This window comes from Vibrio sp. CyArs1 (assembly GCF_022432925.1).
GTDB classification, from domain to species: Bacteria; Pseudomonadota; Gammaproteobacteria; order Enterobacterales; family Vibrionaceae; genus Vibrio; species Vibrio mediterranei.
In genome coordinates this window covers 52,028-78,356 of sequence record NZ_JAKRBO010000003.1, presented here as the reverse complement: position 1 = coordinate 78,356, position 26,329 = coordinate 52,028, and the positions used below count along the sequence as shown (strand labels likewise).

The window sequence follows — 26,329 nt, the reverse complement described above, 5'->3', positions numbered from 1 at the left end:
CAAGTTAGTGTTACAAAATTGTGAAGTTATGCCAAAAAATATGCTGTAGATACACCAAAAGCGACACCCAAGATGATAAGAATTGGAGAAATAGCGTGGTTTATTCTAGCGAATCACACCAATTTTGAATCAGGTTCACAATTAAATAACAAAATGAGCAAGTTTTATTTGCTTAATTCAAATTTAACGCTTGAGTAACATTTATCAATCAGAATCATTACTCTAACTCAAACCATGGATAAATAAGATGAAGTTTTCACAGTGGAATCTTTTACTCAGTGGCTTAATCGCCTTGCCAGCCTTGGCAGACACTGATGTGTACCTAACCAATAACTCAGATCAGCCGCTAACAATCCAGATCAGTCATGAAGGCACTGATTTACTGGAAGAGGGAGAGGAATGGCAGCAACATGTTCAAGTTCTAGCACCTTGGGAAACAAAGTCGATACTGAGCTTTAATCGTTGGGAAGGTGTGAAATCAAATCAGACTTATCGCTTCGAAACCATAGTCTCGAATCCTCAAGGTGAAAGCGTATCGCTTAATCAAGTGATGGAGGGTCACTGGTACAATTCAACCATAGAGTATGGAATGTCCGCTGCCGATGTCGACTTAACCTTAAAAGATGATCGAAATATTCATCGCCAAAACACAAACTCATTTGGCAGTCTCAATACAGAATTGGCGTTCAAATCAGCAAAGACCGCACGCTACGATGACTTGTACTACACCATTACCCCTACTCATGTTGATGAAGAGGTCGATAACGACGAACAAAACTTAAAGCTAATGACCTATAACATCTGGGCACTTCCCGCTATCGCCTCTCATATTGGCGACCGATACGAGCTAATTCCAGAATATGTGAAGGGTTATGACGTACTTGCGCTACAAGAAGTGTTTGCTAGTGGACGCGACGCATTCTTAAGAGAGCTTGCCAAAGAATACCCTTATCAAACGAAAATGTTGGATAAGGAAGGGATCAATATTTACGACGGGGGTGTCATCATTGTTAGTCGCTACCCCATCGTTAATGAAGCTCAGTACGTATTTCCAGATTGCTCCGGAACCGATTGTTTTGCCGATAAAGGAGTAAACTACGCAGAAGTCATTAAAGGTGGTCAGGCTTATCATGTATTTGCAACACATACCGCATCATTTGATACCGACACCGCTCGTGATTATCGTCAGCGCCAGTTCAAACAAATACGTGCATTAGCCCAATCTCTCGATATCCCAGCAAATGAAGCGGTAATCTACAGTGGTGACTTTAATGTCAACAAACTCAAGTTCCCAGATGATTATCAACAAATGATGACAAACCTAAACGTCTCTGAACCGCAATATTCTGGCTATACCGCATCAACATTCGACCCTCGGATCAATGATTTCGCCGGTGGGGCACTGTCAGGTGGTGCTAATGTTGAATATCTCGATTACGTCATGGTCAGCAATGAATATGGTACAAAATCGTATAACGACAACCGAGTTGATGTGCCTCGCACAACGGATGAGAGTCTATGGAAACACTATAATCTCTCGGATCACTTTCCCGTTACGGCTGTTATAAAGCCATGAACAAATTCACGCTAATCATTGTGTCCGCCATCTTGGTGGGCACGGTTTGGTGGTCATTCGACAACAACCATCCACAAGTCAAACAAGCTACGGCATCCGTTGACATTACCTCAACGATTTCAAAAACAACGACAGCCGACATTCTAGTACCTGTAGAACAAACATCGTTTACACCATCCATAAATAAACAAGGCGAATCCGACATTCAAGCGACCGCAGCAGCTTTCAATAAGGCGAGAGGTCGCGATTTAATCGCTGACATCGAGTCGTTTTGGCGTCAATGTAACTTAGCTGATAACTGCGATGTGTTACTAGATAATCTGGCTCTATTTCTCACACCAGAACGGTTTTATCTTATTGAAAACTATCAACAACTGAACAACCAATGGCAACAAACGCTCGGCAATTTATTGTTTGATGAACAAATATCATTAACTGCACGTATCGAACAATTAAAAGCAGAGGCGAGAAGAGTCTGGGGTCAACTGGCTGACGTCATGTTTGAAGATGAATTTGCGCTGTATGATTTTACCATTCAGAGTAAGCATTTGGAGGTGGAAGCTCCAGAGTACATTTCCGCAGAGGATTATATTCAGAATTTTGAAGACCTGATGCAGGCATGGCAGGAAAGAGCAGAATCATTAGGACTGGTGAGCAACCAAGCGAAGTTTGAACAGGCTGTTGCTCTTGTACCTGAAAATCTCAGTGAATCAGAGCGTGAAGCTTTGATTAGCGAGCTAGAACACTATTTCCTGACCCCCCAACAGAGTGCAGAGATCGCAACTCGGCAGCAGCAGGTCACTCAACAACAAGCCGTCGTCAGTAACTACCAGAGTGAACTACAGCGCCTAGAAGCTTCCCTTGAACAACAAAGAGTGACGCAATTTTCGGGGTTATCACAGGATGAGTGGCAACACTACTATGCCCGGCAAGTTGCTGATTTTCGTCGGGCGTTTTTTTCTCAGTAACAAAACGAAAAAGCGCTGATCTCAGTTGAGAACAGCGCTATGAAAATAGGTTATTTAACCTTAAGCCGTTTCAGCTTGCTTCACAGGAGCTGGATTACGAATCAAGAAATCAAACGCTCCCAAACTAGCTTTTGCCCCTTCACCCATAGCAATGATGATTTGCTTGTATGGAACAGTAGTGACATCACCTGCCGCAAAGACTCCCTTCATGCTGGTCGCACCATGAGCGTCTACTTCAATTTCTCCGCGAGGTGACAACTCAACTTTTGTCCCTTTCAACCATTCACTGTTAGGAACTAGGCCGATTTGTACGAAGATGCCAGCAAGTTCAATATGCTTGATTTCATCCGTATTGCGATCTTTGTACTCAAGACCAGTAACACGCGTACCATCACCCAGAACTTCTGTGGTTTGTGCCATTGTGATGATGTCGATATTCGCCATGCTATTCGCTTTGTCGATAAGCACTTGGTCAGCACGAAGTGTATCAGCAAACTCCAGAACCGTTACGTGCTCCACAATACCCGCAAGATCAATGGCTGCTTCAATACCAGAGTTACCACCACCGATAACCGCGGTACGTTTACCTTTAAATAGTGGGCCATCGCAGTGAGGGCAGTACGCCACACCTTTGTTACGATATTCTTGTTCACCCGGTACGTTCATTTCACGCCAGCGAGCACCAGTACTTGTGATCACAGAGCGAGCTTTTAGTACTGCGCCGCTTTCTAGTACTACGTGGGTGTAACCGTCATCGGTATCTTCTGAATCGATGATGTTTGCAGCACGCTGCTCAGTGATGACTTCAACGCCGTACTCTTTAACGTGCTCTTCAAGGCTTGCCACCAGCTTAGGACCTGTGGTCGCTTTCACTGAAATAAAGTTCTCGATTGCCATGGTGTCCATCACCTGACCACCGAAACGGTCAGCAACCACACCAGTGCGAATACCTTTACGAGCTGCATAGATAGCCGCTGAAGAGCCCGCTGGGCCGCCGCCCACGACAAGGACATCAAACGGTGCTGTTTCATTTAACTGATTAGCTTTTTTCTCCGCTGCACCTGTGTCGACTTTGTTTAGGATTTCATTCAGTGACATACGACCTTGGCCGAACAGTTCACCATTAATGAACACGCTTGGTACTGCCATGATGTCGCGCTGCTTCACTTCATCTTGGAACGCTGCACCGTCGATCATAGTGACGTTTACCAGCGGGTTAATTGCCGCCATCATGTTGAAGGCTTGAACTACCTCTGGACAGTTCTGGCATGATAGAGAGATAAATATCTCGACATCTAGCGGTGAGTTCAGCTCTGCGATTTGCTCAATGGTTTCCGCTTCTAGCTTGATTGGGTGGCCACCTGTGTGCAGTAGCGCTAGCACAAGTGACGTAAATTCGTGACCCATTGGCAGACCGGCGAAACCAATAGCGGTGCCCTTCTCTGGGTTAATAACGCGCATGACTGGCTTGCGAGGGCTTGCAGCGTCGTCGCGAACGACGTCAATTTTGCTGCTAAGTGATGCTATGTCGTTAGCAAGAGATTCGATCTTGCTCGCAGTATCACTGTCATCAAGGCTGAGAACTAATTGAACTTGGGTTTTTACGTTTTCTAAATACGCTTTTAGCTGCTGCTTCATTGCTTGATCTAACATACTGATACCTATTCTATAAGACTGCTTAACATCAGAAGGAATTAAAAAGGGAAAAATAAAAGGGGACCCTTTTGATGTTTGGTTATTCACTAAAATGATGGTTTAAGGGTGCACGCCCCCACTTTTACCTGCCAATGGTAGAAGCAATAAAAGTGACGACGGGGCGTGCAACACGGACTCGATATTCCGCTGAGCTAGTGTGTGATTAGCTTAGATTTTGCCAACTAGGTCTAGAGATGGTGCTAGTGTTTCTTCACCTTCTTTCCATTTCGCTGGGCAAACTTCACCTGGGTTAGCCGCTACGTATTGTGCTGCTTTCACTTTACGCATTAGGTCTTCTGCGTCACGGCCGATACCTTCTGCAGTGATTTCCATTGCTTGGATAACGCCTTCTGGATCAACTAGGAAAGTCGCGCGGTCTGCTAGACCTTGACCTTCGCGCATCACACCGAAGTTATTAGTGATAGTGCCCGTTTGGTCTCCGACCATGTAGTAATTAATTTTACCGATAGTGTCTGAGCTGTCGTGCCATGCTTTGTGAGTGAAGTGGGTATCTGTTGATACTGAGTAAACTTCTACGCCACGCTCTTGGAGCTCTGCGTAATGGTCAGCTAGATCACCAAGCTCAGTTGGGCATACGAATGTAAAATCTGCTGGATAGAAGAAAAATACTGCCCACTTACCTTTTACATCTTGCTCTGTAATTTCTACGAATTCGCCCTGTTTGAATGCAGTTGCTGAAAATGGCTTGATAGTTGTGTTGATCATAGTGATTACTCTCTCAAAGTGTTCGTGTTGTTTGTTTTGGCACTGTCCTGCGCCGATGTATGTATATTGCAATGAGAGCGTATTTTTTAAAATTCGTCCTTTCCTATCTATTTGATAGGGGTTTCCTATCAAAACATTTTCTTGAGTAAAAAGTAGGTAGAGACGAAGAGGGGCAAAAACAATTAAAACAACACACCGTAAAGCTATACAATACTCTCGCTGCACGGTCGTAGCATGAAATACTCACTCACAGAAAAGTCCAAAGTAACTGCCTATGTCTAAAGATTATGATTTCACTACAGAATACACGCTCGACAAGACCTTTTTTACGGAATGCTTTGATCAAACTAGCCACCCCGCTACATTTCCAAAAGCTTATTATAAAGGGATGCTTTTTCTTATCTTTGGTGTAGTACTCGTAACATTTGAGCTGCTTCCAAGTGGTTACGTGGGTTGGTTCTTTATTGTCTTGAGTATTGTTGAAGCTTTAAGTGTTTATTTTAAAAGAACTTGGTGGTTGTGGAGGCAAACACTCAGTGCGAGTTCTGGCGGTAAAGTGCAACTTAAGATTAACTCTGACGGTATGAGTTATAAAAGCGGTAAGAACACCCGAAACATCACTTGGAATGATATTGATCAGCTTGAACAAAGCGATTTGGGTTTTATCCTTCATATAGGCAAACAACGCCAATACGTCAGTAAATCTTGCTTAAATGATGAAGTGATTGACTTTATGATCGAGCAACACTCAGAATCAAAAATGAACTAGCATCGATGTACATAGGATAGGTGCGATGCAATGGAAATGAACAAGGGCGTCATTTCCAGTCAGTTAAGCGTGTTAGGACAGGCAGTCATTTAGTTAAAGTGGCCGCATCGTATCACTGAGAGTTTGGATGACGGCAACTTTAGAGCAATAGAACTGAGGCACTATGTCGTCTCAACAAAGCTGTAATCTCAACAAAGCTGCCTAAGTTTAGTTATCTTACATGTACCTAAGGAAAAAGTTAGTAATCGCCAACTCAGCTTCTGCTCCATCCGGGCAGTGACCTGAGTTACCGAAGTACGCCACTTCACCTCTTGTTGAAAGCCCTGCTGTATACCTCATTTCTTCCGGCGGGTTCACCATGTCATCTTTGGTATTAATCGCCAATACAGGAACATCGGTTTCATTAGATTTAAAGCCTTTAGTCATAAGTGCTAATGGAATCGTCCATTGTCCGTAAGAATTAAGATCACTGACGTCTTTGACACCAATTCGATAACCGTAAGACATCGATGACATGAGAGGGGCGTGGTGAAATACCTGCGTATCTGTCAGTACATCAGTCACTACTGCACAGCGAGCAACACCTGCTTTGAGTTGTGGAGTGTTGAGAATGAATGTCATCAATGGAACGCCACCACCCGATGAACTCAGCGCTCCGACATTATTGCTATCCAGCCTTGAATCAGATTTAACGTACGCTAATGCCGATTGGTGAGCCTGATCTTCTTTACCCAGCTCAATAATGATGTTGTTGTTCAAGCCGCCACCGGGAATATCAAAAGTCAGTACAGCAAAACCTTGCCTCAAAAGGGTATCAATTGCATCACGGTGTTCAGTCAGAATTTTATCGACTCCACCTGTGTAAAGGATAACGCCGGGCTTCTCGGCACCTTTTGGGATATGTAATAAACCCGTGATCGAACCTCTAGTCGTAAGCGGCATCTCCACGCGCTCTACATCAATAGTAGGGCTCAATGCTTCTGCTTTAAGATACATATCAACCGATCGCTCGATGGCTTCGTGTTCGTGCTCTGTCATGTGGTTTGGGTATGAAGCAATTAAGTACATCATGGATGCCTTACGATACGACTCATAATCACTCGCTGAGTTTGCATAATCATCAGCAGCTTGAGCGAATTCATATGTCCAGTGACCCGCTTCATTTGTGTTGATGAAATCGCGCAGCGGTTCACCCGAATCAATTTTAACCAACGTATCTCGTATGTCTTGCTCGGGTACAACGTGAGTCCAATTTTCCATTCTTAGCTCTCGAAACCATTGTGATTGGTCCACCTCAAGAGCTTGTTCCCCTCGGAATTTCTTATGTGCGTCAATGTTGTTTGAAGTAGTTGCAAAAGCCAGTGTCGACAATGTCGTTAGGCCTAGTAATACGCTTAGGGAGAGATGTTTCTTTTTCATACCATACTCTTTTCATGTCAGTGGATTAATTCAATACATGTAGAGTATTCCTATGGATGTCGAAAAAACGTCGATATATGGCTCTCAATTCAAACAGTATTTGGAAAGTACTGTAGACCCACTGAATTTACATCACCGCTTGTATTAGTCGATGACAAGCAACTTCAAATACTTGCCAGCATGGTAAACGCAGAGTGAAGTGATCATTTACGGTGTCTCTGAGAGCACTAACTCTTAAAGGGTACCCTCTCGGCGTTCTTGTTTGATATAGAAGCATGGCAGTTACGACGATCACATTTCGACACCCAACGAAGTATCCATAAATTTTGTCGTTACAATAAACGCATCAATCCAATCAGATTAACGAGAATAAACCATGATTGCTGTGATCTTCGAAGTTCAAATTGCCAAAGGCAAGTCTGACGAGTACTTAGATATTGCTAATAATCTAAAACCATTACTATCTGAAATGAAAGGGTTTATTTCAGTTGAACGCTTTCAAAGCCTAACCAATGAAGGAAAAGTCCTTTCTTTGTCATTTTGGAAAGATGAAGGGTCTATTCAAGAGTGGCGTGCTTTAGAATCCCACCGATTTGCGCAATCCGAAGGACGTAACACCATATTTGAAAACTATCGACTAAGAGTGGCAGGTGTCATCAGAGACTATGGCATGAATCAACGCGCCGAAGCACCTGCAGATAGCGTTCACACTCATGGATAACGCGATATTTGGTCTTAAACATTTGATAGTCATTCTTAGTCACTATACAGTGACCGTCTAGGTCAGAACAGCGTGGGTAACCCATACGTGAGTAAACAAAATCCGCTTATTAGTGAACCTAAAGTCCACAGCCAAGAGGCCAACATGGCAGCGTTAGCTGCTGCCATGTCTGATGTCTCAAGGATGAAGATTCTATGTGCTCTTATGGACGGGCGAGCTTGGACTGCGACAGAGTTAAGTGCCGTCGCTGACATTTCCCCATCTACAACCAGCTCACATCTAGCTCGTCTAATGAAAGCCAATGTTGTCACTTGTTTATCCCAAGGTCGACACCGGTACTTTCGCCTTTATAGCAATGGCATTGCTTCATTACTGGAAAGCATGATGAATATTACTTTTCAACCCAACAACCCTGCGCGTTCGAAAATCCCAAAAGAGCTCTTGAAAGCAAGAACCTGTTATGACCATTTAGCCGGAGACATAGCAGTAAGATTCTACAACTACCTAATATCAAACAATTGGCTCGAAAGTGATGGAAGCGACCTAACCCTACAAGGTAAAGAAAAGTTTCTGAAACTTGGTATTACCGTCGATGCCAAAACTAAGCGGAAAAAATGTTGTCCATGTTTAGACTGGAGTGAGAGGACATTTCATCTAGGCGGCTACTTAGGCGCCTCTGTCCTTGAATTTTTAGAAAACAATGACTGGATTGAAAGAGTTCCCGGATACAGAGAGGTGATAATTACACCTAAAGGCCGTCAGGAACTTAAACGGCATTTTTCCATCAGCACATAACTCTGCGCTGGTATTCATCATAAAAGCTAAATAAAAACATGCCCCAATTCGCTATGCGATATTGGGGCATGCAACACGGACCCGATATTCCGTTTAAGCTAATGCTTGTATGACTTAGATCTTGCCAACTAGGTCTAGAGATGGTGCTAGAGTCTCTTCACCTTCTTTCCATTTCGCTGGGCAAACTTCACCTGGGTTAGCCGCTACGTATTGTGCTGCTTTCACTTTACGCATTAGGTCTTCTGCGTCACGACCAATACCTTCTGCAGTGATTTCCATTGCTTGGATAACGCCTTCTGGGTCAACTAGGAAAGTCGCGCGGTCTGCTAGACCTTGACCTTCACGCATCACACCGAAGTTATTAGTGATAGTACCCGTTTGATCGCCAACCATGTAGTAGTTGATTTTACCAATAGTATCTGAGCTGTCGTGCCATGCTTTGTGAGTGAAGTGAGTGTCTGTTGATACTGAGTAAACTTCTACACCGCGCTCTTGAAGCTCTGCGTAGTGGTCTGCAAGATCACCAAGCTCTGTTGGGCAAACGAAAGTAAAGTCTGCTGGGTAGAAGAAGAATACAGCCCACTTACCTTTCACGTCTTGCTCTGTTATTTCTACGAATTCGCCCTGTTTGAATGCAGTTGCTGAAAATGGCTTAATAGTCGTGTTGATCATAATTTTACTCTCTCAATATGGTCTTGTAATTCGGATTGGCGCTGTCCTGCGCTGATGGGTTTATATTGCAATGCGAGAGCATATTTGAGAATTCGTCCTTTCCTATCTATTCAATTGGTAAAATCTATCAAACTGGCTTGGTGGTAAAACTTCGCTTAAAGCGGTGTGTTTTATAAGGAATTAACTGCTACAATCCCCGAGCGGCTGCACACTTCATCAGTCAATTAATCAATCTAATCAGAGAGAACTCTATGATTGTCGAAAATGTGCTTCCCAAAGATTACGCTGAACTGCTTGATGTTTGGGAAAATTCTGTCCGAGCGACTCATGACTTTATAACAGAACAAGATATTGAGTTTTTTAAACCCATCATTATCGAGCAAGCATTCCCTGCGGTAACATTGAAATGTGTTAAGAATACCAAAGGAGCAATTGTTGGTTTTGTTGGTGTTCATGAGAATAAGATCGAAATGTTGTTTGTCCTAGACCAGCAGCGTGGACAAGGTACTGGCACAGTACTCTTGCGATACGCAATAGAAAAACTAGGAGCAAACAAAGTAGACGTTAATGAACAAAACCCTAGTGCTGTTGGCTTTTACCAACACATGGGCTTTAAGATCAGCTCTCGATCACCTCTTGATGAGACGGGAAAACCTTTCCCAATTCTGCATATGACGTTGTAATCATCTCGGTACGTAAAACCTTGTCCGTGATTGACAAAATGCCAGAAGAAATGCCCAAAGCTAATAACTTTGGGCATTTCCGTATTGGTTCTTATGATCTCGCTCCCCACAGGGTTGCTTGCATATTACATGGTCAGGGAAAATCACAACAAAATCGTGAACGTACTACCTACACCACATTCTGATTTCACCATCAACTGTCCTTCAAGATTCTCCACCATAGCAAGTGCCAACGATAAGCCAAGACCATAACCCTCGATGTTGCTTCGGCTACTATCCACTCGATAAAGCCGCTCAAAAATAAGATCTTGGTATTTGGGGTCAATGCCAATACCGGTGTCTTGAATACTTATCTTCGCCTTGATGTTCGAGCTTTGTTCAGCTTTAATCGTCACACGGCCACCGGGTTCGGTATACTTGATCGCATTGTCAACAAGGTTAACCAGTACTTGAGTCAGTTTATCCGGATCGGACTGGATAATAAGCCCATCGGCAACGTCACTGACTAACTGAATCTGTTTATCTTCCGCCACATCGTCGTACCAGCTTACTACCTTGGAAATCACTTCGGACACTTGAGTATCCACCTTTTGTGGCTGGCGCTTTCCGGTCACTTCATCGTTTAGTTTCATTAATGCGGTCAACATATTGCTGGCCTGCATGGCATGCTCTGCACAATCGGCCAAAGCATCACACATTGCTTGCGGATCAGCGTTATTCAGCAACGCACTTTGAGACGCGAGAGTAATTCGCGATAGCGGCGTACGTATATCGTGTGCGATAGCGTCTACCGTCGTGTTTAACGTGGTGGTGACATGCTGTAATTTGGCCACGGCAGAGTGAACACTAGAGCTAATAACCGTAAGTCCTTGGCCAATCTCTGGCTCTGGTTCAGCGAACTCTAACTGCCCTTTTTTGAGCTTGTCTAACAGGTCTCCAAACGTCACTAACGGCGACATGGCACTTTGGATGATTTTACGAGTGAAAACAGTCGTCACTATCACCAATGCAATCAGTGCATAGAATGTCATTAACCATTGATTGTATGCGATATAGTCTCTGGCACGATTATCCAGAACCAACCAAAACTGCTGTTGCTCCCCTTTGATGCTTAAGGTCATATACGGATTGACAATAAAGGTGTCAAACCAAGAACGACTCTCATCAATCTGATAGTCAGCAAAGGGCAGATTAAGCACAACATTTTTATCACCCGCGACAAACGTTGGTCGAGACGAATTGTCTTGCGCCCAATAGGCAGCGATGTTGTTGTCGACCAGTCGGTGAGGGTTGGCTTCTAAAACATGAATTAAACGGTCACTCGAATCGTAGGTCAAAATACGCTGATACTCGGTCGACATGGACGTTAGAATCTTCTTTTCTGTTTGAAACAGATCGTAGAAAAATATCGCGCCTACAATTAGCTCCACCAGTAATAAACACAGCAGTAAGGTCGCCATAAAGCGCACTAAAAGATGTCGCTGCGTACCAGCAAGAGCTTGTTCAATACTATGACTTGAGGACATAACCGACACCTCTCAGTGTATGTATTAATGGTGTCGCGAAGCCTTTATCCACTTTGCTGCGCAATCGGCAAACTAACACATCCACAACGTTAGTTTGTGGGTCAAATTGATGCCCCCACACATGCTCAAGAATTGCAGTTTTCGACATGACGGTTTCTGGGTTTTCCAACAGTAACTTCATCAACATGAACTCACGTTGATTGATGGCAATATTTTGCTGTTCCCTTTGCAAAGTATGCTTCAGTAAATCCAAATTAAGAGGGCCATAATTCAGTTCTAATGCTTGAGGCGAAGGTGGCTTGCCCCGGCGCATCAAGGTTTGACACCGAGCGAGTAGTTCAGGAAAAGCAAATGGTTTAACTAAGTAATCATCCGCACCCGATTGCAGTCCTTGCACCCGCTCTTCTACAGAATGCTTGGCACTCAATATGATGACTGGGGTAGCATGTCCTTGTCCTCGCAGCTCCGACAACACTTCAAAGCCGTCTTTTTTAGGTAGCATAATGTCGAGAATAATGACATCAAAGTCTGCGGTAACGGCTTCGTGCAATCCGTCTACACCATCTGTTGAATGCGTTACCGTGATTCCTTCTTGCTGGAAGCCATTCACTAGAAATTTCGCGATATGGCTATCGTCTTCGATCAGTAGAATTTTCATTAACGTCCATGTACCTCTTAACCTTGGTCTGAATATACTTTATCAATATCCTTTCTCGAATATAACCAAGATTACAACTTTGTAATGTTCTAGAAAGCCTGTCGCAATCCTCCGTTGGTTACTATGAACTCGTTGAATAAAAACACGCTATTAACGGAGTAAACATGAAAACGACAACACTGACTGTATTCGCTGCAACCCTTGGTTTTCTGAGCCTTTCTAGCAACGCGCTGGCCTCAGATGCACAAACAGTATCAATCACTCAAATTTCATCAAAAGCGGCATTCGAACTGGCTCATGAAGCGGTAAATCAATGCGAAGCGGATGGCTATAAAGTCTCCGCGACTGTTGTCGACCTATCAGGGAATGTGATTGCTCAGCTTCGTTCTGATGATGCAGGGATCCACACACTGGATAGCTCACGTAAAAAAGCCTTCACAGTGGCGAGTATGAAACAACCATCAGGTAACTTAATGAAGCTGATTGCCGACAAACCTATCATGCAACCGCTACAAAATATGGACGACAATCTGCTGTTCTTAGCAGGCGGTGTACCCGTTCAAGTTAACAGCGCAATGATTGGTGCGATCGGTGTTGGAGGCGCACCAGGAGGTCACCTTGATGTCGCATGTGCCGAAAAAGCCATTAAAAAGTTCTTCTAAAAAGAATCAGTTATAACCACAGCCTTTAGAACACGCATTTTGTTATGAATGCGTGTTTTTTTGATTTTTATGAAAGAGAATCGACATTGCTACGGTCTGCTCTAATCAACGTATCACCAATTTGCTGTTTACTAAAACGTGAATCACACTCGGGGAAGATTATGTGGATCAAAAAGAATCATCGCTGGGCTCTGTCTGAAAACGAAGCAACGCCAGAGTCTGTCTACAAAGAGCGTCGAGACATACTAAAGAAGCTCGGTATTGCTGTCGTCGGCATGCCTATCGCGGCTAATGCCCAAGCGGGCATACTGGATATCTTTTCTTCCGATGAGAAACCCGTCACTGATAGTCGAATTGATCTCAAAGCCACTAAACCACAACAATACCAAGCCGACCTTTCGTTAACGCCAGAAAGTAAGGTTCTGAAGTACAATAACTTCTATGAGTTTGGTACTGATAAATCCGACCCTGCGAAGAACTCGTCGGAGTTTGTGGCAGACCCTTGGACCGTAGAAATCGACGGGCTGGTCAACAACCCAATGAAACTCGACTATGACGACATATTTAGTAAATTCACGTTAGAAGAACGCATCTATCGCCTTCGCTGCGTTGAAGCATGGTCAATGAACATTCCTTGGATTGGTTTTCCACTTGCAGACATCATTAAAATGGCCGACCCAAAAAGTAGTGCCAAATATGTTGCTTTTGAAACCCTCTACGACCCCAAACAGTTCCCGGCTCAAGGTTCATTTAGTAGCATTGAATATCCTTATGTAGAAGGACTACGCCTTGATGAGGCCATGAACCCTCTAACTCTGATCTCGGTTGGTTTATATGGCAAAACACTCGCCCCACAAAATGGCGCCCCGCTTCGACTGGTTGTGCCATGGAAGTATGGATTTAAGAGCATCAAATCGATTGTTCGTATTCGTCTCACCGACCAAGAGCCACCAACAACGTGGAATCGTCTGGCTCCTAATGAGTATGGTTTTTACGCTAATGTAAATCCTAATGTCGACCACCCGCGTTGGAGTCAAGCCAGTGAGCGTTTCATCGGAGAAGGTAGTGTCCTCAGTACACGCAGGCAGCCAACCCTAATGTTCAACGGCTATGAAGAAGAAGTGGCGCATCTATACAAAAATATGGATCTGAGGAAGTTCTATTGAGAAAGCTAACGCCAAAAACGATCATCGCGCTAAAAGTCGTCATCCACGCTATATCATTGGCATTTTTAGCACTGCTTGTCATTGCTATTAATACCGATAACTTAGGTGGCGATCCGGTACAAGGCATCATCCATTACACTGGTATTAGCGCGTTGAATACCTTGTTTATTACTCTGCTGGTTTCTCCTTTGGCAAAATGGACTAAACAAGGTTTGCTTCTTCGCGTAAGACGGCTATTGGGACTGTACAGCTTCTTTTGGGCAGTGCTCCATTTGGTTGCCTTCGCGACGCTAGACTTAGGATTAGATTGGAGCTTATTGGCCTCTGAGATCGTTAAACGTCCATATCTCACCGTCGGAGCGGCAGTGTGGGTGATTTTGTTGCTGCTAGCGGTTACATCCACTCAAGCAATACAACGTAAAATGGGCGCAAGATGGCAGAAACTGCATAATTGGGTCTATTTAGCTGCCATCTTGGCACCGATTCACTTTTACTGGTCGGTAAAGTCAGAAGTGGCAGAACCTACTATCTACATCGTAATCGCTATAGGTCTACTTCTCGCCCGTTGGAATACATTGAAACAACGAGTGTTTCGAAAAATGCTATCCAGTTGAGCGATTGATGATTCTTAGACTAAGCTGAATATGCAACCAAGGCATTAATCTAAGAGGCGCTCAATGGTAGATTCAAACCAATCCCCACAAGCTCAGTTCCTTTCAAAAGGATGGAAGTATTTTGTTACTGTAGGCATCGTCGTTTCCCTCGCGGGTATTGGGGCAATGGCGTTACCTGTATTTGCTGGTGTCACCATCTCAACCATTATCGGTGCCGTACTCTTGTTTAGTGGGCTTGTGCAGGCTTATCACACCTTTTCGATAAATGCGTGGGGACAAAAGCTGTGGTATGTCTTAAGCGCGGTACTCTATATAATCGGCGGTTTATTCATCTTATTTAAGCCACTTGCAGGCCTGGTCACCATTACTATGTTGATGGTGTTGGTGATGATATTAAACGGACTGACACGAATCTTCTTCGGGCTCGCCAACCGCAGCCTTCCAAGTAGTGGCCTCATCATTTTCAGCGGACTTCTGTCCGTCATCATAGGTGGTTACTTCTTCACGTTACTTGAAGACCCCGCTTTCTCCACTTCATTGCTGGGTACTTTCATTGGCATTTCTTTGCTAATTGAAGGAGTCAGTTTTGTCTTTTTAGGTATGAAGTTAAAACAGCTAAGCAACTAAAACTGGAAACGAGATTGCGAGAGCATTATAGCTTTACATGGTCTAGGTTAGGCTGGTCGAGTTACTTATGACATTGTAGTATTGAGTGAATACACATGACGCGGGATACCAGCCCAGATGGATGATAACCTATTAAGAAGGCTAGACTTTAATACACTAAAGCTGCTGAAAGTCCTTGGTGAAGAACGCAACACCAAACGCACTGCCGAGCGCATGTTTTTATCACAGCCTGCGGTCAGCAAGCAGCTTAAAAAGCTCAGGGAAGAGTTTGCCGATGAGCTGTTTATCCGCAAGCAGTATGGATTAGAACCCACACCCTATTGTTTGGAGCTGCTGGAAAAGCTGCCTGCTCTGTTCGAGCTATTGGAAGATCTATTCTCTCGAAATCAACAATTCAATCCAGCGTTGTATACCGGTGACATTAGCATCGCCATCAATACCACTCTATACAGACCAGTATCCAGGCGTCTGTATCACCACCTTCGTCCTTTGCTGCCTAACGCTACGCTCAAAATCATCAACTGGGGGCAAGATACCGAGCACGATCTTAAGCTTGCACGCCTTCATATTGGCATCAATTACTTACCTCTAGATATCTCCAAACAGGTGATACAGAAAAAACTGACTCATTGCTATTTCAAGCTAATTTGTCGAGACGGGCATCCAGTCCTTGAAACACAAAGAACCACACAAGATATTGGACAATATCCACTCGCATTGCTTCAGCTTCCTGACTTCAATAAGAAAGAAAACTTAATTGAAACCAAACTGCGAGAAGTTGGAATTACGCCGCAAGTCGGGCTTAGAGCGGACCAACTCAGTATCTGCCTACATGTCGTTGCTCAAACCGATTCGATCTTGCCTTGTGTCGACATTTTTGATGCTGATTTACCGCAAGGGACTCAGTTCTTCTCAGCTCATAAAGAACACCAACTAGGCAGTGATATTGGTGCCTTGATTCCAAGCAAACTCTCCAATGCGCCATTGGTGAAATGGTTATACAGCGAAGTTCGCACCGTATTTGAACAGCAGGAAAAGACTGAGCAAGAGCATTAATACCACAAACCCCACTGCGAACTAGTTTCCGTAACTAGCTCATTTACAGTGGGGCAAAAAGTATCAACGTGGTTGTACGCTCAGTTAATTACCATAGTTAAACGTCGCTTTAGGAACCATCAAACTTTCCAGCTCGGTTCCCTTGTAGATAATACTTTGCGCAGTATTACCTGCAAGACCCGCTTGAGGCAGGTAATAGCGGACCACAAAGTAATAATCCTCCCCATCAACTACTGGCATCCAATAAGTCCCATTTTCTGGGTTGTCGCTTGAGAAAGTAATGGTGACATTTCCTTCATCGTCTGGCGTAGTATTGCCACCAGCCCATACTTGACGGTCAGACCCACCTATCGTCGCTGGGTCCAGCGGTAAGCGCGTCTCATCAGAATAACGCGTCACCGACCAGAACTTGCCCACCGCTTGGTCATGAGGCATAGTCAACACAAAATCTTCTGAACCATTCAACTGCTTACCTTCAGGCGTCATTGGAATTAGCTCATAATAAGCGTGCTCAGCAGGGAAGCCTAAGTGACCTAAATGAGTCAACAGCGAACGACGTCGCTCATCAGCAAGGTCATCAGCATGTCCTGGGTGCTCAAAACCGGATAAGTTATTCACCACCAAGCCAGATGTTCCTAGTTCGTGTACGTAATTGCGAACCTCATTAAGTCTTTGTTTATCAAAGCTGTCATCGGAAATAATGGTTTGCATATTACTGTGCGTTTGTGCCCAACCATCTGAAATCTCATCGGCAAACTTAATTACAGCATGAATATTGTTGCGATCTGGCAACGCAATCTCAGACTTCGGCGCAAGGTTGTTAACCTCAATCTGTTTACGCCAAGCATCGGCAACACCACTATCGCGATACTCCAATGTCTGGACACGAATGAAAGAGAAAATAAGGTCGTCTTTCACCGTAATTGTATCGATATAATCGCCTTGTGGAATCGTATAGTCAGCGCCTTCTCGTACGATTAGATAAGTACCGCCAACTTCTGGTGTCACTTCGTGATAAACCGAGAAGTGCTCCGCATCCACCAAGTGCAGAGATGCGTAACGCTCTGATTCACGAGAGGGAACCGTCAACTCCACAGGACCTGCTGTTACATCCAGCATCGCTTTGCCATAAATATGGTCCAGTGCAGGGGTAATGACATCCCATGTGTGGTCTGCCAACCCTGGGAACTCAAAAGTATTCACTCCATTTTGCTCCATAAACGCGACCATATTTTCCATATGATGGTAGACACGTTGACCCGTAAGTTCTGCGTTCGTAGGAGTGGTATCTGCGGCGCTGACTACAGAGCCGAAAGACAAGGATGCTACTAATAAAGAGAGTGTTGTTTTTTTCATCGTCGTACCTATAAAACCGTTTGTGATTGCCTTAGCAATTCATTGGATTGTCGTCTTGATGGGTGGTAAGAAAGCCAGAGTTAGAATTGGTAGTTGTATTCCACTCTAAAGTCCGTGCCTTGTAGCACTTCGCCAAAGTTCCAGAATGCTCGCAGGTTACTTCGGTTGTTCAACTGATAGCTCGCCGCAATTTCATGCTGCCAGCCATAAAAGTTGCTGAAAGACTCCACTCCACCAAGTTGAGTGGTGTACATCGGGTTGTAGTTCAGCCAGATATCATCGGTAATTTCGATTTTTGAGTAGAAACCCACTAGAGCAAAACTCGAGGGGATGGTGTAACCGATGGAACCGTCATAATCCGGGCTAGGTTGAATCAAAGACGAATGAACATCCGCCACATTAATGCCAATTCCCGCTAGTGGATAAAACTGTACGGCGCCCATTTTTGGTAACGCTTGAATCAAGGAATAGGAAGCTGAGCCTAATTTGTTATCAAAGTCCCAGCTAAGATCAACTTGAGAGCCCAGCCCACTATTGATGTCGACATTAAAATGTCGATAGCGTAGTGAGTCGAAACTATCATCCCCCTTTAGCCCCAAGCTGTCTGCAGCAAACCCTTTCGCTTCTAGTACATGCATCGCCATGGTTGAGTCATTATTGGTATCGTAAGCCTGACCAAACTTAAAGTTGATGCCTTTATTGGTCACGCCCATACCCGCTTGCGAATACACGGCTAGTGGGTCAGACATATCCTGATATTCGTCTGCCGTTACTGAAACTGACGTTAAAGAAACCAATGCTGTTAAAATCGTCCAACTCAGCGGACTTTTTGCTGTTTGTAAATTCATAATTACTCTGATTTATTTCAAAAGCCCTCCTTAGCAAAAACAAATTATTGGACTTAATTACTTATTAAATTCAGGTAATTAATTCCAAGCAAACTCAGGCAAGCCATACCTTCACCTGACAGAATGAATAATAAAACAGAGTTAACTGGCGTCTGAAATGACTCATTAAACTTAAAATATTACCTAAAGTAATATCTCAGATTTAACCGTAGAATGGATAGGTAGATGCCGCGAATAATGTGCAGCGACACCAACGATGTCGCGCTTATTCGAGCATCTACAGATAATCAGGTAGGAAGAAAGTGGGTTACTGCATATTTTCAAAGTAAGCTAAAAATTCTCGAGTATCCTTTTGAAACAGCGGCAGCGCCATGGCGATTTGCTCGTCACTCCAGTTCCACCATGCCAGAGCCTCTAAGCGGGGCCCGAAGCTGTCATCATCAAAACGGGGACGAAGGACTCGCGCCGGATTACCGACCACAATTGAGTAAGCTGGGACATCTTTTGTCACTACGCTCCCCGCTCCAATAATCGAGCCGTTGCCTACGGTCACTCCGGGCAAAATGATCGCGCCGTGGCCAATCCAAACATCATGACCTATCACTACCTTGTCTTCTTCACGCCAACTGAACACTTCGTCATCTAATACCGATGGGTTATCTCCCAAACCGTATTTACCTGGGCGATAAGTGAAGTGGTGCAGAGTTGGCCTCCACCATGGATGATTGCTTGGATTAATGCGAACGGCGGCGGCGATAGACGTGAACTTTCCCACCTCGGTAAACATCAAATTGCAATCATTTTGGATATAACTGTAATCACCAACGGTGACGTTATTTAACACGCATCGCTGCGCAATCTCAGTCCAACGACCTAATTCGGTACGATGTAATTGGCTGCACGGCGATACGCTCGGCTCAGCAGAGAGAGTTGGTGATAGCGGCTGGTTCATAGTGGGATCTCCTGTCCGTCATGAAGAAGCTGAAAGCTGTCAGAAAAACACTGTGGATGTCGCTTGGCCCAAAACAAAACGTTGTGACCTAAATGAATCAGGCCAATACGCTCAGGTTGGCATTGCTCAGCGATGTTCTGCACTTGGTAGATATCGTTATGGTTATTGCTAAGTCTTGTGTGTTCGCACTCGATAGGGGGAAAACTGCAATCGGTCACAATCCAGTCCACTGTGCGCTGTTTAAGCCACTGCGTCGTCGCTTCTGGCAGCCCATTGGTATCGGTCAAGTAAGCAATGCAACGGCCATTCAGCTCAAAGGCATAGCCCACACAAGGTCTAGAGTGGTTGAGGGGAAGTGGCGTTATGGTGATGTCTTGCCATATAAAGGATTGAAACGGCAGTGAACGCTGCGAGAAATCCAACACGCCGGGGTATTTGTACAAATCATCACACCCTTGTTCGTCCTCAGGTGCATGTACTGGAATGAGCGCCCCCTTCCCCCAGCGAAGATCAAACAAGCTGTGCACATGGTCCATATGAAAATGTGTTAGCAGAATCTTATCGATCGACCCAGGAGGGAAACGATCCAGAAGATCGGGAGCATTGGCATCTAACAGCAGCTTACGACCATTGTGTTCAACATAAGCCGAGCTTTTCTCACGTCGCTGAGTTCTATCCAGCCTTGCTTCAGCACATATTTCGCAGTCACAGCCCCAAACAGGCACCATAGCACTGTTCCCCGTGCCCAACATGACAAGCTTCATCACGACTTCCCTTCAAGTTGAAAACGAATGTGGCGGAACTGTTTTGCGCTCGATTGCACGTCACCGCTATTATCAATTGGGTAAAAACCCTCTTGTTTCGATAGGGTGAATTCGGTGGCGCGTTGTAACCTACGTTCAATCTCTTCGCGAGATTCACGTCCTCGGTTTTGCAATCGAGTCCGCAATACGTCCAAATCTACATTGACCACAACCGGAACCAGATCTGAGCCAAAGCACTGCTGCGCTTGAGGCAATTCCGCACGCGAGCCATTCAGCAAAACCGAAAAGCCTTTATCTAGCCATGCTTTCACCTCTAACCCCACACCGTAGCACAGCCCATGGGCCTGCCAACTCATGGCAAATAGCCCTTTTTGCTGTCTTGATAAATACTCTTGCTCACTAACGGCTACATGGTTTTCACCACCAGCACCAAAAGGACGCGTGATATAGCGATGAGCAACAATAATATCTTCAGGATGATCGGCGCGAATGGCGTCAATCAGGGTATCTTTGCCCGCACCTGAAGGGCCTATCACGTAGTAGAGCTTACCTTTGCGTTTGGTTGAGGCGTCGGCGTAGTCCGCCGTAGATGAAAAAGAAGCATCCGAAGATGCTTCTAATAATGTGTTATTAGTCATCGGCTAAAACACCTTTTTACCTTGTCGCCAAACACGAGCGACCAAAGGATGCCCATCCACTTGTTTTGCCAATACGAGGTCGGCACGCTTCCCTTCTGCAATAACACCGCGATCATTTAGGCTCAGTGCTTGCGCTGGGTTCTTGGTTACCAGTTGAACAGCTTGCGGCAGCGTTAAAGTGTTGCGCTCATCCCACGATAACTTGTAGATACCTTCTAGCAGGCTCATTGGGTAATAGTCTGATGATAAAATGTCTAATACACCGTGAGAGGCCAGTTCGTGCGCAGCGACATTGCCTGAATGAGACCCTCCGCGAACCACATTGGGTGCGCCCATCAACACTTTCAGTCCAAGCTCATGAGAGCGTTTCGCCGCTTCCACTGTCGTAGGGAACTCTGCAATGACCATTCCTAAGTCTTTTGACTCTTGAACATGCGCCTTTGTCGCATCATCGTGACTCGCCATTGGGATGTTGTGTTCTCGGCACTGACGACAAATTTCATTGCGGTTTTGTGTCGACCAGCGCTCAGAGAGCTCTACTTGCTTGTTCTCAAACGCCGCCATCTCACTGTCCGTTAAGTTGTGCTTGCCTTGATAGTAAGTGCGATACTTTTCTACATCCACAAACTGGCGCTGACCCGGTGCATGGTCCATCAACGACACCAACTGGACTTCCGGTAAGTCGACATATTTCTCAAACATTCCGACTGTGCTTTCATGTGGTACTTCGCAGCGAAGGTGCAGTAGGTGCTCAGCACGAGTCAGGTTACGTTTTTGGCTATCCACTACCGTATTGATGAACAGGTCCAAGTTAGTTTGACGTTTCTCATCTCGAAAATCACCCAGCGCCACGGCATCTAGTACCGTGGTAATGCCTGAGCCAATCAATTGAGTATCATGCGCACTCATCGCAGAGAAAGGCGGCCAATCCACTTTTGGTCTCGGAGTAAAGTACTGCTCTAGGTTGTCGGTATGCAGTTCAATAAAGCCCGGCATGAGAAAGTCACCTTCTCCGTCATAGGCACCTGCCACCTGACTTTGTGAATCTGACATACTAACGATTTTGCCGTCACGGAGCTCTAATGAGCCTTTTACTACTTCGTTCTCAAGAACCAAATTTACATTGGTGATAATCATGCTGCTTTCTCCCGTTATGCGCATGCTGAGATGGAGGTTGCCTGAGCACTGCCCTGCTCGGCCTGTCGGGTGGCTTCGTTTTGTTTCTTCACGTCATACAAACGGTCAGCCACCTGATCTCGAGTCGCTTCATCGTGGAAAATTCCCACAATGGCGGCGCCGCGATCTTTCGCTTCTTGAATCAGATTCACCACAACTGCGCTGTTGGTGGCATCTAACGACGCCGTAGGCTCATCCAACAGCAGAATGGGATAGTCGACGATAAAGCCTCGGGCGATATTCACCCGTTGCTGCTCACCACCAGAAAACGTGGCTGGCGCTAGATTCCAAAGGTGCTCTGGTACATTAAGACGAGTCAGCAGTGTTTTCGCTTTTTGCTCGGCTTGATGACGACAGCCACCCATTTCTAACATCGGCTGCATCACGACTTCCAAAGCGCTAATACGAGGAATGACACGCAAAAATTGGCTGACCCAACCGATGGTATGTTTGCGAACATTGATGATTTCACGCGGCTGAGCCTTAGCAATATTGACCCGGCGCCCTTGATGCTCGACTTCGATGTTGCCTGTATCCACAAGGTAATTGGCGTAAAGTGCCCGTAGCAAAGTGGATTTCCCTGAACCGGAACGGCCATTAAGCACCACACACTCGCCACTTGCGACGCTAAAATTAGCGTTGCTCAGCACATCCAAAGTAATGCCATTTTGGTTATGCAGAACAAAGGTTTTGCTTACATCGGAAACGATGATTTTTGTTTCAGTTGTCATGATAGTAATTCCTTTATTCAGCCATCAGTTCTGCAACACGGACGAAACCAGTAATTGGGTGTAAGGGTGCTGCGGATCATCAAGTACTTGGTCTGTCAGCCCAGTTTCTACCACTTCACTGCGACGCATCACCATCAGTCGATGAGCCAGTAAACGCGCCACCGCTAGATCATGAGTGACAATAACCACAGCCAGTTCCAGCTCTGTGACAAGGCGGCGTAATAGGTCGAGGAGTTTTGCTTGCACCGATACATCCAATCCACCTGTTGGTTCATCCATAAAAATCAGTTTTGGATGAGTCACCAAGTTGCGAGCAATCTGCAAGCGCTGCTGCATACCGCCGGAAAACGTGGTTGGCATGTCATCAATTCGGTCTTGAGGAATTTCTACATCAGTGAGCCACTTGGTTGATGCCGTTCGAATATCACCATAATAACGCTCGCCTACGGCCATTAAACGCTCACCAATATTACCGCCCGCAGAAACACGGCCGCGCAATCCATCCATCGGATGCTGATGCACAACGCCCCACTCAGTGCGCAGTAATTGACGACGTTGACTTTCTGCCATTAAATAGAGGTCTTCGAGTTGAGTTACCTGATCTTCTCCGCGACCTCGGATGTAAAGCACCTCACCGCTGTCTGGCGTTTGGCGACCCGACAGTGATTTTAATAAGGTACTTTTACCTGAACCTGACTCGCCCACGATGCCTAGCACTTCGCCGGGGTACAAATCAAACGAGACATTGGTAAAGCCTTTCCCTGGTGCGTAAAGTTTGGTGAGATTACGAACCGACAATATTGGCTGCTCACTTACATCAAAGGTATTAGTGTCAAATGTTGGCTGTTTCACCGCTAACGTGCTCATGCGTAACTCTCCGTTTCCTTAGTATGGATGGTGTGTTTTTCGACTTGCTGAGAGCAGTAATCAGTGTCCGAACAAACAAACATATGAGTGCCTTTGTCATCCATCACCACTTCATCTAGGAAGGTGTCCGTTGCGCCACAAATGGCACACGGCTCATCCCATTGTTGGATTTCAAATGGATGATCTTCAAAATCTAAACTCTTCACTTTTGTGAATGGCGGAATGGCATAGATTCGTTTTTCACGTCCTGCACCAAACAGCTGAAGCGCCGCCATTTTGTCCATTTTCGGGTTGTCAAACTTAGGGATCGGAGAAGGGTCCATGATATAGCGATCGTTGACGCAAACCGGATACGCGTAAGAGGTAGCAATATGACCAAATCGTGCGATGTCTTCATACAGTTTGACGTGCATGATTCCGTACTCTTCCAGCGCGTGCATTTTTCGCGTTTCCGTCTCTCGCGGTTCAATAAAGCGCAACGGCTCTGGAATCGGAACTTGATACACTAAGATCTGGTCTTTATCGAGAGTGATTTCCGGAATGCGGTGACGCGTTTGAATGATTGAGGCGTCTACCGTTTTCTCGGTAGTTTTCGCGCTTGCTACTGACTTGAAAAACACTCGAATGGAAACCGCATTCGTCGTATCGTCGGCACCTTGGTCAATCACTTTTAACGTGTCAGTTTGACCAATGATCGCTGCGGTAATCTGAACACCGCCGGTTCCCCAACCGTACGGCATCGGCATTTCACGACCACCAAATGGCACTTGATAACCAGGAATCGCAACCGCTTTGAGCAGAGCGCGACGAATCATACGTTTGGTTTGTTCATCAAGGTAACCGTAGTTGTAGCCGGTCACACCTTGCGCATGAGTGTTAGTTTGTACTTGGCTCATGACTGGCTCTCCTGTTGGTTCTGTTCACCCTGAGACTGAATGAATTCATCATGCTCTTTGTGCATCTTACGAAGCAGTTCTAACTCGGCTTGGAAATCCACGTAGTGAGGCAGTTTCAGGTGAGAAACGAAGCCTGCAGCTTCCACGTTATCTGAATGCGATAACACGAATTCTTCGTCTTGAGCTGGCCCATCAATGGCTTCATCGTAATCTGCCGCTTGCAGTGAGCGATCCACCAGCGCCATTGACATCGCTTTGCGCTCGGTGGAGCCAAACGTCAAACCATAACCGCGAGTCAGTTTGGCTTTTTCTGTTTTGCTACCAACAAAACCATTCACCATTTGGCACTCGGTTAACTCAACTTCACCGATATCAATAGCAAAGCCAAGCTCCTCTGGCACCAAACTTAAATCGCAGAAACCGATACGAATTTCGCCTGCAAATGGGTGATTTCGTCCATAGCCGCGCTGCGTTGAATAGCCGAGTGCCAGCAAGAATCCTTCATCGCCGCGAACCAAGTTCTGTAATCGCGCACTGCGATCACACGGATAGTTCACCGGATGCATAGTGATATCTTCTGGGGTTTGTTGGTTATCTTCTTCGGTCGTCATCAAGTCGAGATTTTCAAGAATGCTCATCACTTGAGGGCACACTTCCATCGCTTGAACATCTAAGGTGTCGACTCGCGGTGCTTCACCTTCAGCAATCAAACTAAAGTCCAGTAAACGATGGGTATAGTCATATGTCGGCCCCAATACTTGTCCACCAGGCAGATCTTTATAGGTGGCAGAGATGCGGCGCTCAATGCGCATTTCACTGGTGTTCACAGCCTGTGAAACCGAAAGGCGCGGCAACGTGGTACGATAAGCACGCAACAAAAAGATAGCTTCTACTAGATCGCCGTTCGCTTGCTTGACAGCCAGTGCGGCCAATTCACGGTCATAAATGCCACCTTCCGTCATCACGCGATCAACGCTGCCAGAGAGCTGCTCACTGATTTGTGCCACCGTCAATTCAGCAAATTCAGGATTACCACGACGCTTTTTAGCCTGCAGCTGGTGCGCGTTGTTAATGGCTTTTTCGCCACCTTTTACTGCTACATACATTAGTTCACCTCAACAAGTGTGGTACGTGGTAAGCAGGCAATGCTCTCATCGTTTACCAAGATCAAATCAATACCAAGCGGAAAAGCGAAATGCTCTTGGCGTCCTTGTAAGAAGTGCTGAAATGCCTTAGAGGCCACGCCAATATTCAACACCGATTGTGATTCGATTCCCGGTCCAGATAGCGTTAGCGTTAGGCCACCTTTAGATGGACTCGCGTCAGAGCCATTGGTTAAGCTGCCTAGCTCAACAATGACCGTCGTAGACTGATCTGGGTACTCTTCACAGCCAAGGCTAAATGTGGCGTTATTCCAATCGAAGTCAGCCAAATCTTGTTCAGCAATCACAGCAAAACTGGCACTGTTTTGTCGCTCAGTTACGGGACTGCCACAGTGAAAGCGGATATTTTCACGAATAGCAGCGTCTTTTAAGTGTGACTCTGACAGCCATATCGGCGTCGCATTGTCGCTTAAGCTCAACAAGGTTTGTGTCGCTGCTTTATGCATCGCACCAAAACCTTCGCTCATCTCTAGAGTGACTATTTCACCCGGTTCAGACATCGCCTTAAGCAGCAATCTGAAGCACTGCTGGCTGTCGTGAACTGCATCTTTGAATGCAGTAGTAATTGTGGTCATTATCGTTGCCTTACTTGGTTAATTCGTTAA

Annotated in this window: 28 protein-coding genes; 11 read left to right on the top strand and 17 right to left on the bottom strand. The window is 45.4% G+C overall.

What is annotated here, in order from left to right:
* Positions 1-247: 247 nt before the first annotated feature.
* Positions 248-1,576: a sphingomyelin phosphodiesterase gene (locus tag MMA19_RS10950; protein WP_239921627.1), complete on the top strand. Its 1,329-nt coding sequence runs from the start codon at positions 248-250 to the stop codon at positions 1,574-1,576.
* Positions 1,573-2,544 carry a chromosome partitioning protein ParA gene (locus MMA19_RS10945; RefSeq protein WP_240206215.1) on the top strand — a complete coding sequence of 324 codons (972 nt, stop codon included), beginning with the start codon at positions 1,573-1,575 and terminating at the stop codon, positions 2,542-2,544. Before MMA19_RS10950 ends, MMA19_RS10945 begins: the two co-directional genes overlap by 4 nt.
* 60 nt (positions 2,545-2,604) lie before the next feature.
* Here the strand turns inward: MMA19_RS10945 and ahpF are convergent, their stop codons facing one another.
* Both ahpF and ahpC (MMA19_RS10935) read right to left on the bottom strand, forming a co-directional pair.
* On the bottom strand, positions 2,605-4,197 hold the full coding sequence (ahpF, locus tag MMA19_RS10940) for an alkyl hydroperoxide reductase subunit F (protein ID WP_107306130.1): 1,593 nt from the start codon (positions 4,195-4,197) through the stop codon (positions 2,605-2,607).
* A 210-nt stretch (positions 4,198-4,407) separates the two neighbouring features.
* On the bottom strand, positions 4,408-4,971 hold the full coding sequence (gene ahpC / locus MMA19_RS10935; protein WP_197498246.1) for an alkyl hydroperoxide reductase subunit C: 564 nt from the start codon (positions 4,969-4,971) through the stop codon (positions 4,408-4,410).
* A 268-nt stretch (positions 4,972-5,239) separates the two neighbouring features.
* On the opposite strand from ahpC (MMA19_RS10935), the gene MMA19_RS10930 reads away from it, so the two are divergent.
* Positions 5,240-5,734 (top strand): YcxB family protein, encoded by a 495-nt coding sequence (locus tag MMA19_RS10930; RefSeq protein WP_240206214.1) that lies wholly within the window; start codon positions 5,240-5,242, stop codon positions 5,732-5,734.
* Between the two features lie 216 nt (positions 5,735-5,950).
* Here MMA19_RS10930 and MMA19_RS10925 read toward each other — a convergent pair whose 3' ends face one another.
* On the bottom strand, positions 5,951-7,153 hold the full coding sequence (locus tag MMA19_RS10925) for an alpha/beta hydrolase (RefSeq protein WP_240206213.1): 1,203 nt from the start codon (positions 7,151-7,153) through the stop codon (positions 5,951-5,953).
* Between the two features lie 376 nt (positions 7,154-7,529).
* On the opposite strand from MMA19_RS10925, the gene MMA19_RS10920 reads away from it, so the two are divergent.
* The gene (locus tag MMA19_RS10920) at positions 7,530-7,874 is read left to right on the top strand and encodes an antibiotic biosynthesis monooxygenase (RefSeq protein WP_171389368.1); all 345 of its coding nucleotides are present in this window, start codon (positions 7,530-7,532) and stop codon (positions 7,872-7,874) included.
* A gap of 87 nt (positions 7,875-7,961) precedes the next feature.
* Positions 7,962-8,669: a winged helix-turn-helix domain-containing protein gene (locus MMA19_RS10915; RefSeq protein ID WP_006069776.1), complete on the top strand. Its 708-nt coding sequence runs from the start codon at positions 7,962-7,964 to the stop codon at positions 8,667-8,669.
* A gap of 114 nt (positions 8,670-8,783) precedes the next feature.
* On the opposite strand, the gene ahpC (MMA19_RS10910) is transcribed toward MMA19_RS10915, so the two are convergent.
* Positions 8,784-9,341 (bottom strand): alkyl hydroperoxide reductase subunit C, encoded by a 558-nt coding sequence (gene ahpC / locus MMA19_RS10910; RefSeq protein WP_006069782.1) that lies wholly within the window; start codon positions 9,339-9,341, stop codon positions 8,784-8,786.
* 251 nt (positions 9,342-9,592) lie between these two features.
* Between ahpC (MMA19_RS10910) and MMA19_RS10905 the strand changes: the two genes are divergently transcribed.
* Complete coding sequence (locus MMA19_RS10905) at positions 9,593-10,024, top strand: GNAT family N-acetyltransferase (protein WP_006069774.1); 432 nt, start codon at positions 9,593-9,595, stop codon at positions 10,022-10,024.
* A gap of 143 nt (positions 10,025-10,167) precedes the next feature.
* Here MMA19_RS10905 and MMA19_RS10900 read toward each other — a convergent pair whose 3' ends face one another.
* Together MMA19_RS10900 and MMA19_RS10895 are read right to left on the bottom strand one after the other, a co-directional pair.
* Positions 10,168-11,550, bottom strand: coding sequence for a HAMP domain-containing sensor histidine kinase (locus MMA19_RS10900; RefSeq protein WP_240206212.1), 1,383 nt, complete (start codon positions 11,548-11,550; stop codon positions 10,168-10,170).
* Positions 11,534-12,208 (bottom strand): response regulator transcription factor, encoded by a 675-nt coding sequence (locus MMA19_RS10895; protein WP_240206211.1) that lies wholly within the window; start codon positions 12,206-12,208, stop codon positions 11,534-11,536. The genes MMA19_RS10900 and MMA19_RS10895 overlap by 17 nt, the downstream gene beginning before the upstream one ends.
* A gap of 164 nt (positions 12,209-12,372) precedes the next feature.
* Here MMA19_RS10895 and MMA19_RS10890 point away from each other — a divergent pair, with 164 nt between their 5' ends.
* The 5 genes from MMA19_RS10890 (at position 12,373) to MMA19_RS10870 (ending at position 16,333) form a co-directional block, all read left to right on the top strand.
* Complete coding sequence (locus tag MMA19_RS10890; RefSeq protein ID WP_006069771.1) at positions 12,373-12,870, top strand: heme-binding protein; 498 nt, start codon at positions 12,373-12,375, stop codon at positions 12,868-12,870.
* A gap of 161 nt (positions 12,871-13,031) precedes the next feature.
* Complete coding sequence (msrP, locus tag MMA19_RS10885; protein ID WP_006069770.1) at positions 13,032-14,036, top strand: protein-methionine-sulfoxide reductase catalytic subunit MsrP; 1,005 nt, start codon at positions 13,032-13,034, stop codon at positions 14,034-14,036.
* Positions 14,033-14,650, top strand: coding sequence for a protein-methionine-sulfoxide reductase heme-binding subunit MsrQ (gene msrQ, locus MMA19_RS10880; protein ID WP_240206210.1), 618 nt, complete (start codon positions 14,033-14,035; stop codon positions 14,648-14,650). The genes msrP and msrQ overlap by 4 nt, the downstream gene beginning before the upstream one ends.
* Positions 14,651-14,713: 63 nt before the next feature.
* The gene (locus tag MMA19_RS10875; RefSeq protein WP_006069768.1) at positions 14,714-15,277 is read left to right on the top strand and encodes a DUF308 domain-containing protein; all 564 of its coding nucleotides are present in this window, start codon (positions 14,714-14,716) and stop codon (positions 15,275-15,277) included.
* A gap of 117 nt (positions 15,278-15,394) precedes the next feature.
* Positions 15,395-16,333 (top strand): LysR family transcriptional regulator, encoded by a 939-nt coding sequence (locus MMA19_RS10870; protein WP_240206209.1) that lies wholly within the window; start codon positions 15,395-15,397, stop codon positions 16,331-16,333.
* Between the two features lie 84 nt (positions 16,334-16,417).
* Here MMA19_RS10870 and MMA19_RS10865 read toward each other — a convergent pair whose 3' ends face one another.
* The 11 genes from MMA19_RS10865 to phnH all read right to left on the bottom strand — a co-directional run bounded on the left by MMA19_RS10865 (position 16,418) and on the right by phnH (position 26,299).
* Positions 16,418-17,689, bottom strand: coding sequence for a DUF1254 domain-containing protein (locus MMA19_RS10865; protein WP_240206208.1), 1,272 nt, complete (start codon positions 17,687-17,689; stop codon positions 16,418-16,420).
* An 80-nt stretch (positions 17,690-17,769) separates the two neighbouring features.
* Positions 17,770-18,537, bottom strand: a complete 768-nt coding sequence (locus tag MMA19_RS10860) for a hypothetical protein (RefSeq protein WP_107306139.1) — start codon at positions 18,535-18,537, stop codon at positions 17,770-17,772.
* 307 nt (positions 18,538-18,844) lie between these two features.
* Positions 18,845-19,489, bottom strand: coding sequence for a DapH/DapD/GlmU-related protein (locus MMA19_RS10855; protein WP_038227585.1), 645 nt, complete (start codon positions 19,487-19,489; stop codon positions 18,845-18,847).
* Positions 19,486-20,253: a phosphonate metabolism protein PhnP gene (phnP, locus tag MMA19_RS10850; RefSeq protein ID WP_240206207.1), complete on the bottom strand. Its 768-nt coding sequence runs from the start codon at positions 20,251-20,253 to the stop codon at positions 19,486-19,488. Before phnP ends, MMA19_RS10855 begins: the two co-directional genes overlap by 4 nt.
* Complete coding sequence (gene phnN, locus MMA19_RS10845) at positions 20,253-20,891, bottom strand: ribose 1,5-bisphosphokinase (protein WP_124941591.1); 639 nt, start codon at positions 20,889-20,891, stop codon at positions 20,253-20,255. The genes phnP and phnN overlap by 1 nt, the downstream gene beginning before the upstream one ends.
* Before the next feature lie 3 nt (positions 20,892-20,894).
* On the bottom strand, positions 20,895-22,028 hold the full coding sequence (phnM, locus tag MMA19_RS10840; RefSeq protein ID WP_240206206.1) for an alpha-D-ribose 1-methylphosphonate 5-triphosphate diphosphatase: 1,134 nt from the start codon (positions 22,026-22,028) through the stop codon (positions 20,895-20,897).
* A 14-nt stretch (positions 22,029-22,042) separates the two neighbouring features.
* Complete coding sequence (gene phnL, locus MMA19_RS10835) at positions 22,043-22,798, bottom strand: phosphonate C-P lyase system protein PhnL (RefSeq protein ID WP_240206205.1); 756 nt, start codon at positions 22,796-22,798, stop codon at positions 22,043-22,045.
* Between the two features lie 24 nt (positions 22,799-22,822).
* Positions 22,823-23,665, bottom strand: coding sequence for a phosphonate C-P lyase system protein PhnK (gene phnK, locus MMA19_RS10830; RefSeq protein WP_240206204.1), 843 nt, complete (start codon positions 23,663-23,665; stop codon positions 22,823-22,825).
* Positions 23,662-24,561: an alpha-D-ribose 1-methylphosphonate 5-phosphate C-P-lyase PhnJ gene (locus MMA19_RS10825; protein ID WP_240206203.1), complete on the bottom strand. Its 900-nt coding sequence runs from the start codon at positions 24,559-24,561 to the stop codon at positions 23,662-23,664. Before MMA19_RS10825 ends, phnK begins: the two co-directional genes overlap by 4 nt.
* A complete protein-coding gene (locus MMA19_RS10820) occupies positions 24,558-25,667 on the bottom strand; it encodes a carbon-phosphorus lyase complex subunit PhnI (RefSeq protein ID WP_062456428.1) in 1,110 nt (369 codons plus the stop codon). The genes MMA19_RS10825 and MMA19_RS10820 overlap by 4 nt, the downstream gene beginning before the upstream one ends.
* Positions 25,667-26,299, bottom strand: coding sequence for a phosphonate C-P lyase system protein PhnH (phnH, locus tag MMA19_RS10815; RefSeq protein ID WP_240206202.1), 633 nt, complete (start codon positions 26,297-26,299; stop codon positions 25,667-25,669). Before phnH ends, MMA19_RS10820 begins: the two co-directional genes overlap by 1 nt.
* Between the last annotated feature and the right edge of the window lie 30 nt (positions 26,300-26,329).

Excerpts from the sequence above, each read along its gene's own strand:
- MMA19_RS10820 (WP_062456428.1), bottom strand. The coding sequence starts at position 25,667 with ATGTATGTAGCAGTAAAAGGTGGCGAAAAAGCCATTAACAACGCGCAC.
- ahpF (WP_107306130.1), bottom strand. The coding sequence starts at position 4,197 with ATGTTAGATCAAGCAATGAAGCAGCAGCTAAAAGCGTATTTAGAAAAC.
- MMA19_RS10875 (WP_006069768.1), top strand. The coding sequence starts at position 14,714 with ATGGTAGATTCAAACCAATCCCCACAAGCTCAGTTCCTTTCAAAAGGA.
- msrP (WP_006069770.1), top strand. The coding sequence starts at position 13,032 with ATGTGGATCAAAAAGAATCATCGCTGGGCTCTGTCTGAAAACGAAGCA.
- ahpC (WP_006069782.1), bottom strand. The coding sequence starts at position 9,341 with ATGATCAACACGACTATTAAGCCATTTTCAGCAACTGCATTCAAACAG.
- MMA19_RS10855 (WP_038227585.1), bottom strand. The coding sequence starts at position 19,489 with ATGAACCAGCCGCTATCACCAACTCTCTCTGCTGAGCCGAGCGTATCG.
- phnP (WP_240206207.1), bottom strand. The coding sequence starts at position 20,253 with ATGAAGCTTGTCATGTTGGGCACGGGGAACAGTGCTATGGTGCCTGTT.
- MMA19_RS10865 (WP_240206208.1), bottom strand. The coding sequence starts at position 17,689 with ATGAAAAAAACAACACTCTCTTTATTAGTAGCATCCTTGTCTTTCGGC.
- MMA19_RS10890 (WP_006069771.1), top strand. The coding sequence starts at position 12,373 with ATGAAAACGACAACACTGACTGTATTCGCTGCAACCCTTGGTTTTCTG.
- MMA19_RS10905 (WP_006069774.1), top strand. The coding sequence starts at position 9,593 with ATGATTGTCGAAAATGTGCTTCCCAAAGATTACGCTGAACTGCTTGAT.
- MMA19_RS10870 (WP_240206209.1), top strand. The coding sequence starts at position 15,395 with ATGGATGATAACCTATTAAGAAGGCTAGACTTTAATACACTAAAGCTG.
- phnL (WP_240206205.1), bottom strand. The coding sequence starts at position 22,798 with ATGACAACTGAAACAAAAATCATCGTTTCCGATGTAAGCAAAACCTTT.
- phnM (WP_240206206.1), bottom strand. The coding sequence starts at position 22,028 with ATGATTATCACCAATGTAAATTTGGTTCTTGAGAACGAAGTAGTAAAA.
- MMA19_RS10900 (WP_240206212.1), bottom strand. The coding sequence starts at position 11,550 with ATGTCCTCAAGTCATAGTATTGAACAAGCTCTTGCTGGTACGCAGCGA.
- MMA19_RS10860 (WP_107306139.1), bottom strand. The coding sequence starts at position 18,537 with ATGAATTTACAAACAGCAAAAAGTCCGCTGAGTTGGACGATTTTAACA.
- MMA19_RS10930 (WP_240206214.1), top strand. The coding sequence starts at position 5,240 with ATGTCTAAAGATTATGATTTCACTACAGAATACACGCTCGACAAGACC.
- phnN (WP_124941591.1), bottom strand. The coding sequence starts at position 20,891 with ATGACTAATAACACATTATTAGAAGCATCTTCGGATGCTTCTTTTTCA.
- MMA19_RS10950 (WP_239921627.1), top strand. The coding sequence starts at position 248 with ATGAAGTTTTCACAGTGGAATCTTTTACTCAGTGGCTTAATCGCCTTG.
- MMA19_RS10825 (WP_240206203.1), bottom strand. The coding sequence starts at position 24,561 with ATGAGCCAAGTACAAACTAACACTCATGCGCAAGGTGTGACCGGCTAC.
- MMA19_RS10925 (WP_240206213.1), bottom strand. The coding sequence starts at position 7,153 with ATGAAAAAGAAACATCTCTCCCTAAGCGTATTACTAGGCCTAACGACA.
- phnK (WP_240206204.1), bottom strand. The coding sequence starts at position 23,665 with ATGAGCACGTTAGCGGTGAAACAGCCAACATTTGACACTAATACCTTT.
- MMA19_RS10895 (WP_240206211.1), bottom strand. The coding sequence starts at position 12,208 with ATGAAAATTCTACTGATCGAAGACGATAGCCATATCGCGAAATTTCTA.
- MMA19_RS10945 (WP_240206215.1), top strand. The coding sequence starts at position 1,573 with ATGAACAAATTCACGCTAATCATTGTGTCCGCCATCTTGGTGGGCACG.
- phnH (WP_240206202.1), bottom strand. The coding sequence starts at position 26,299 with ATGACCACAATTACTACTGCATTCAAAGATGCAGTTCACGACAGCCAG.
- MMA19_RS10920 (WP_171389368.1), top strand. The coding sequence starts at position 7,530 with ATGATTGCTGTGATCTTCGAAGTTCAAATTGCCAAAGGCAAGTCTGAC.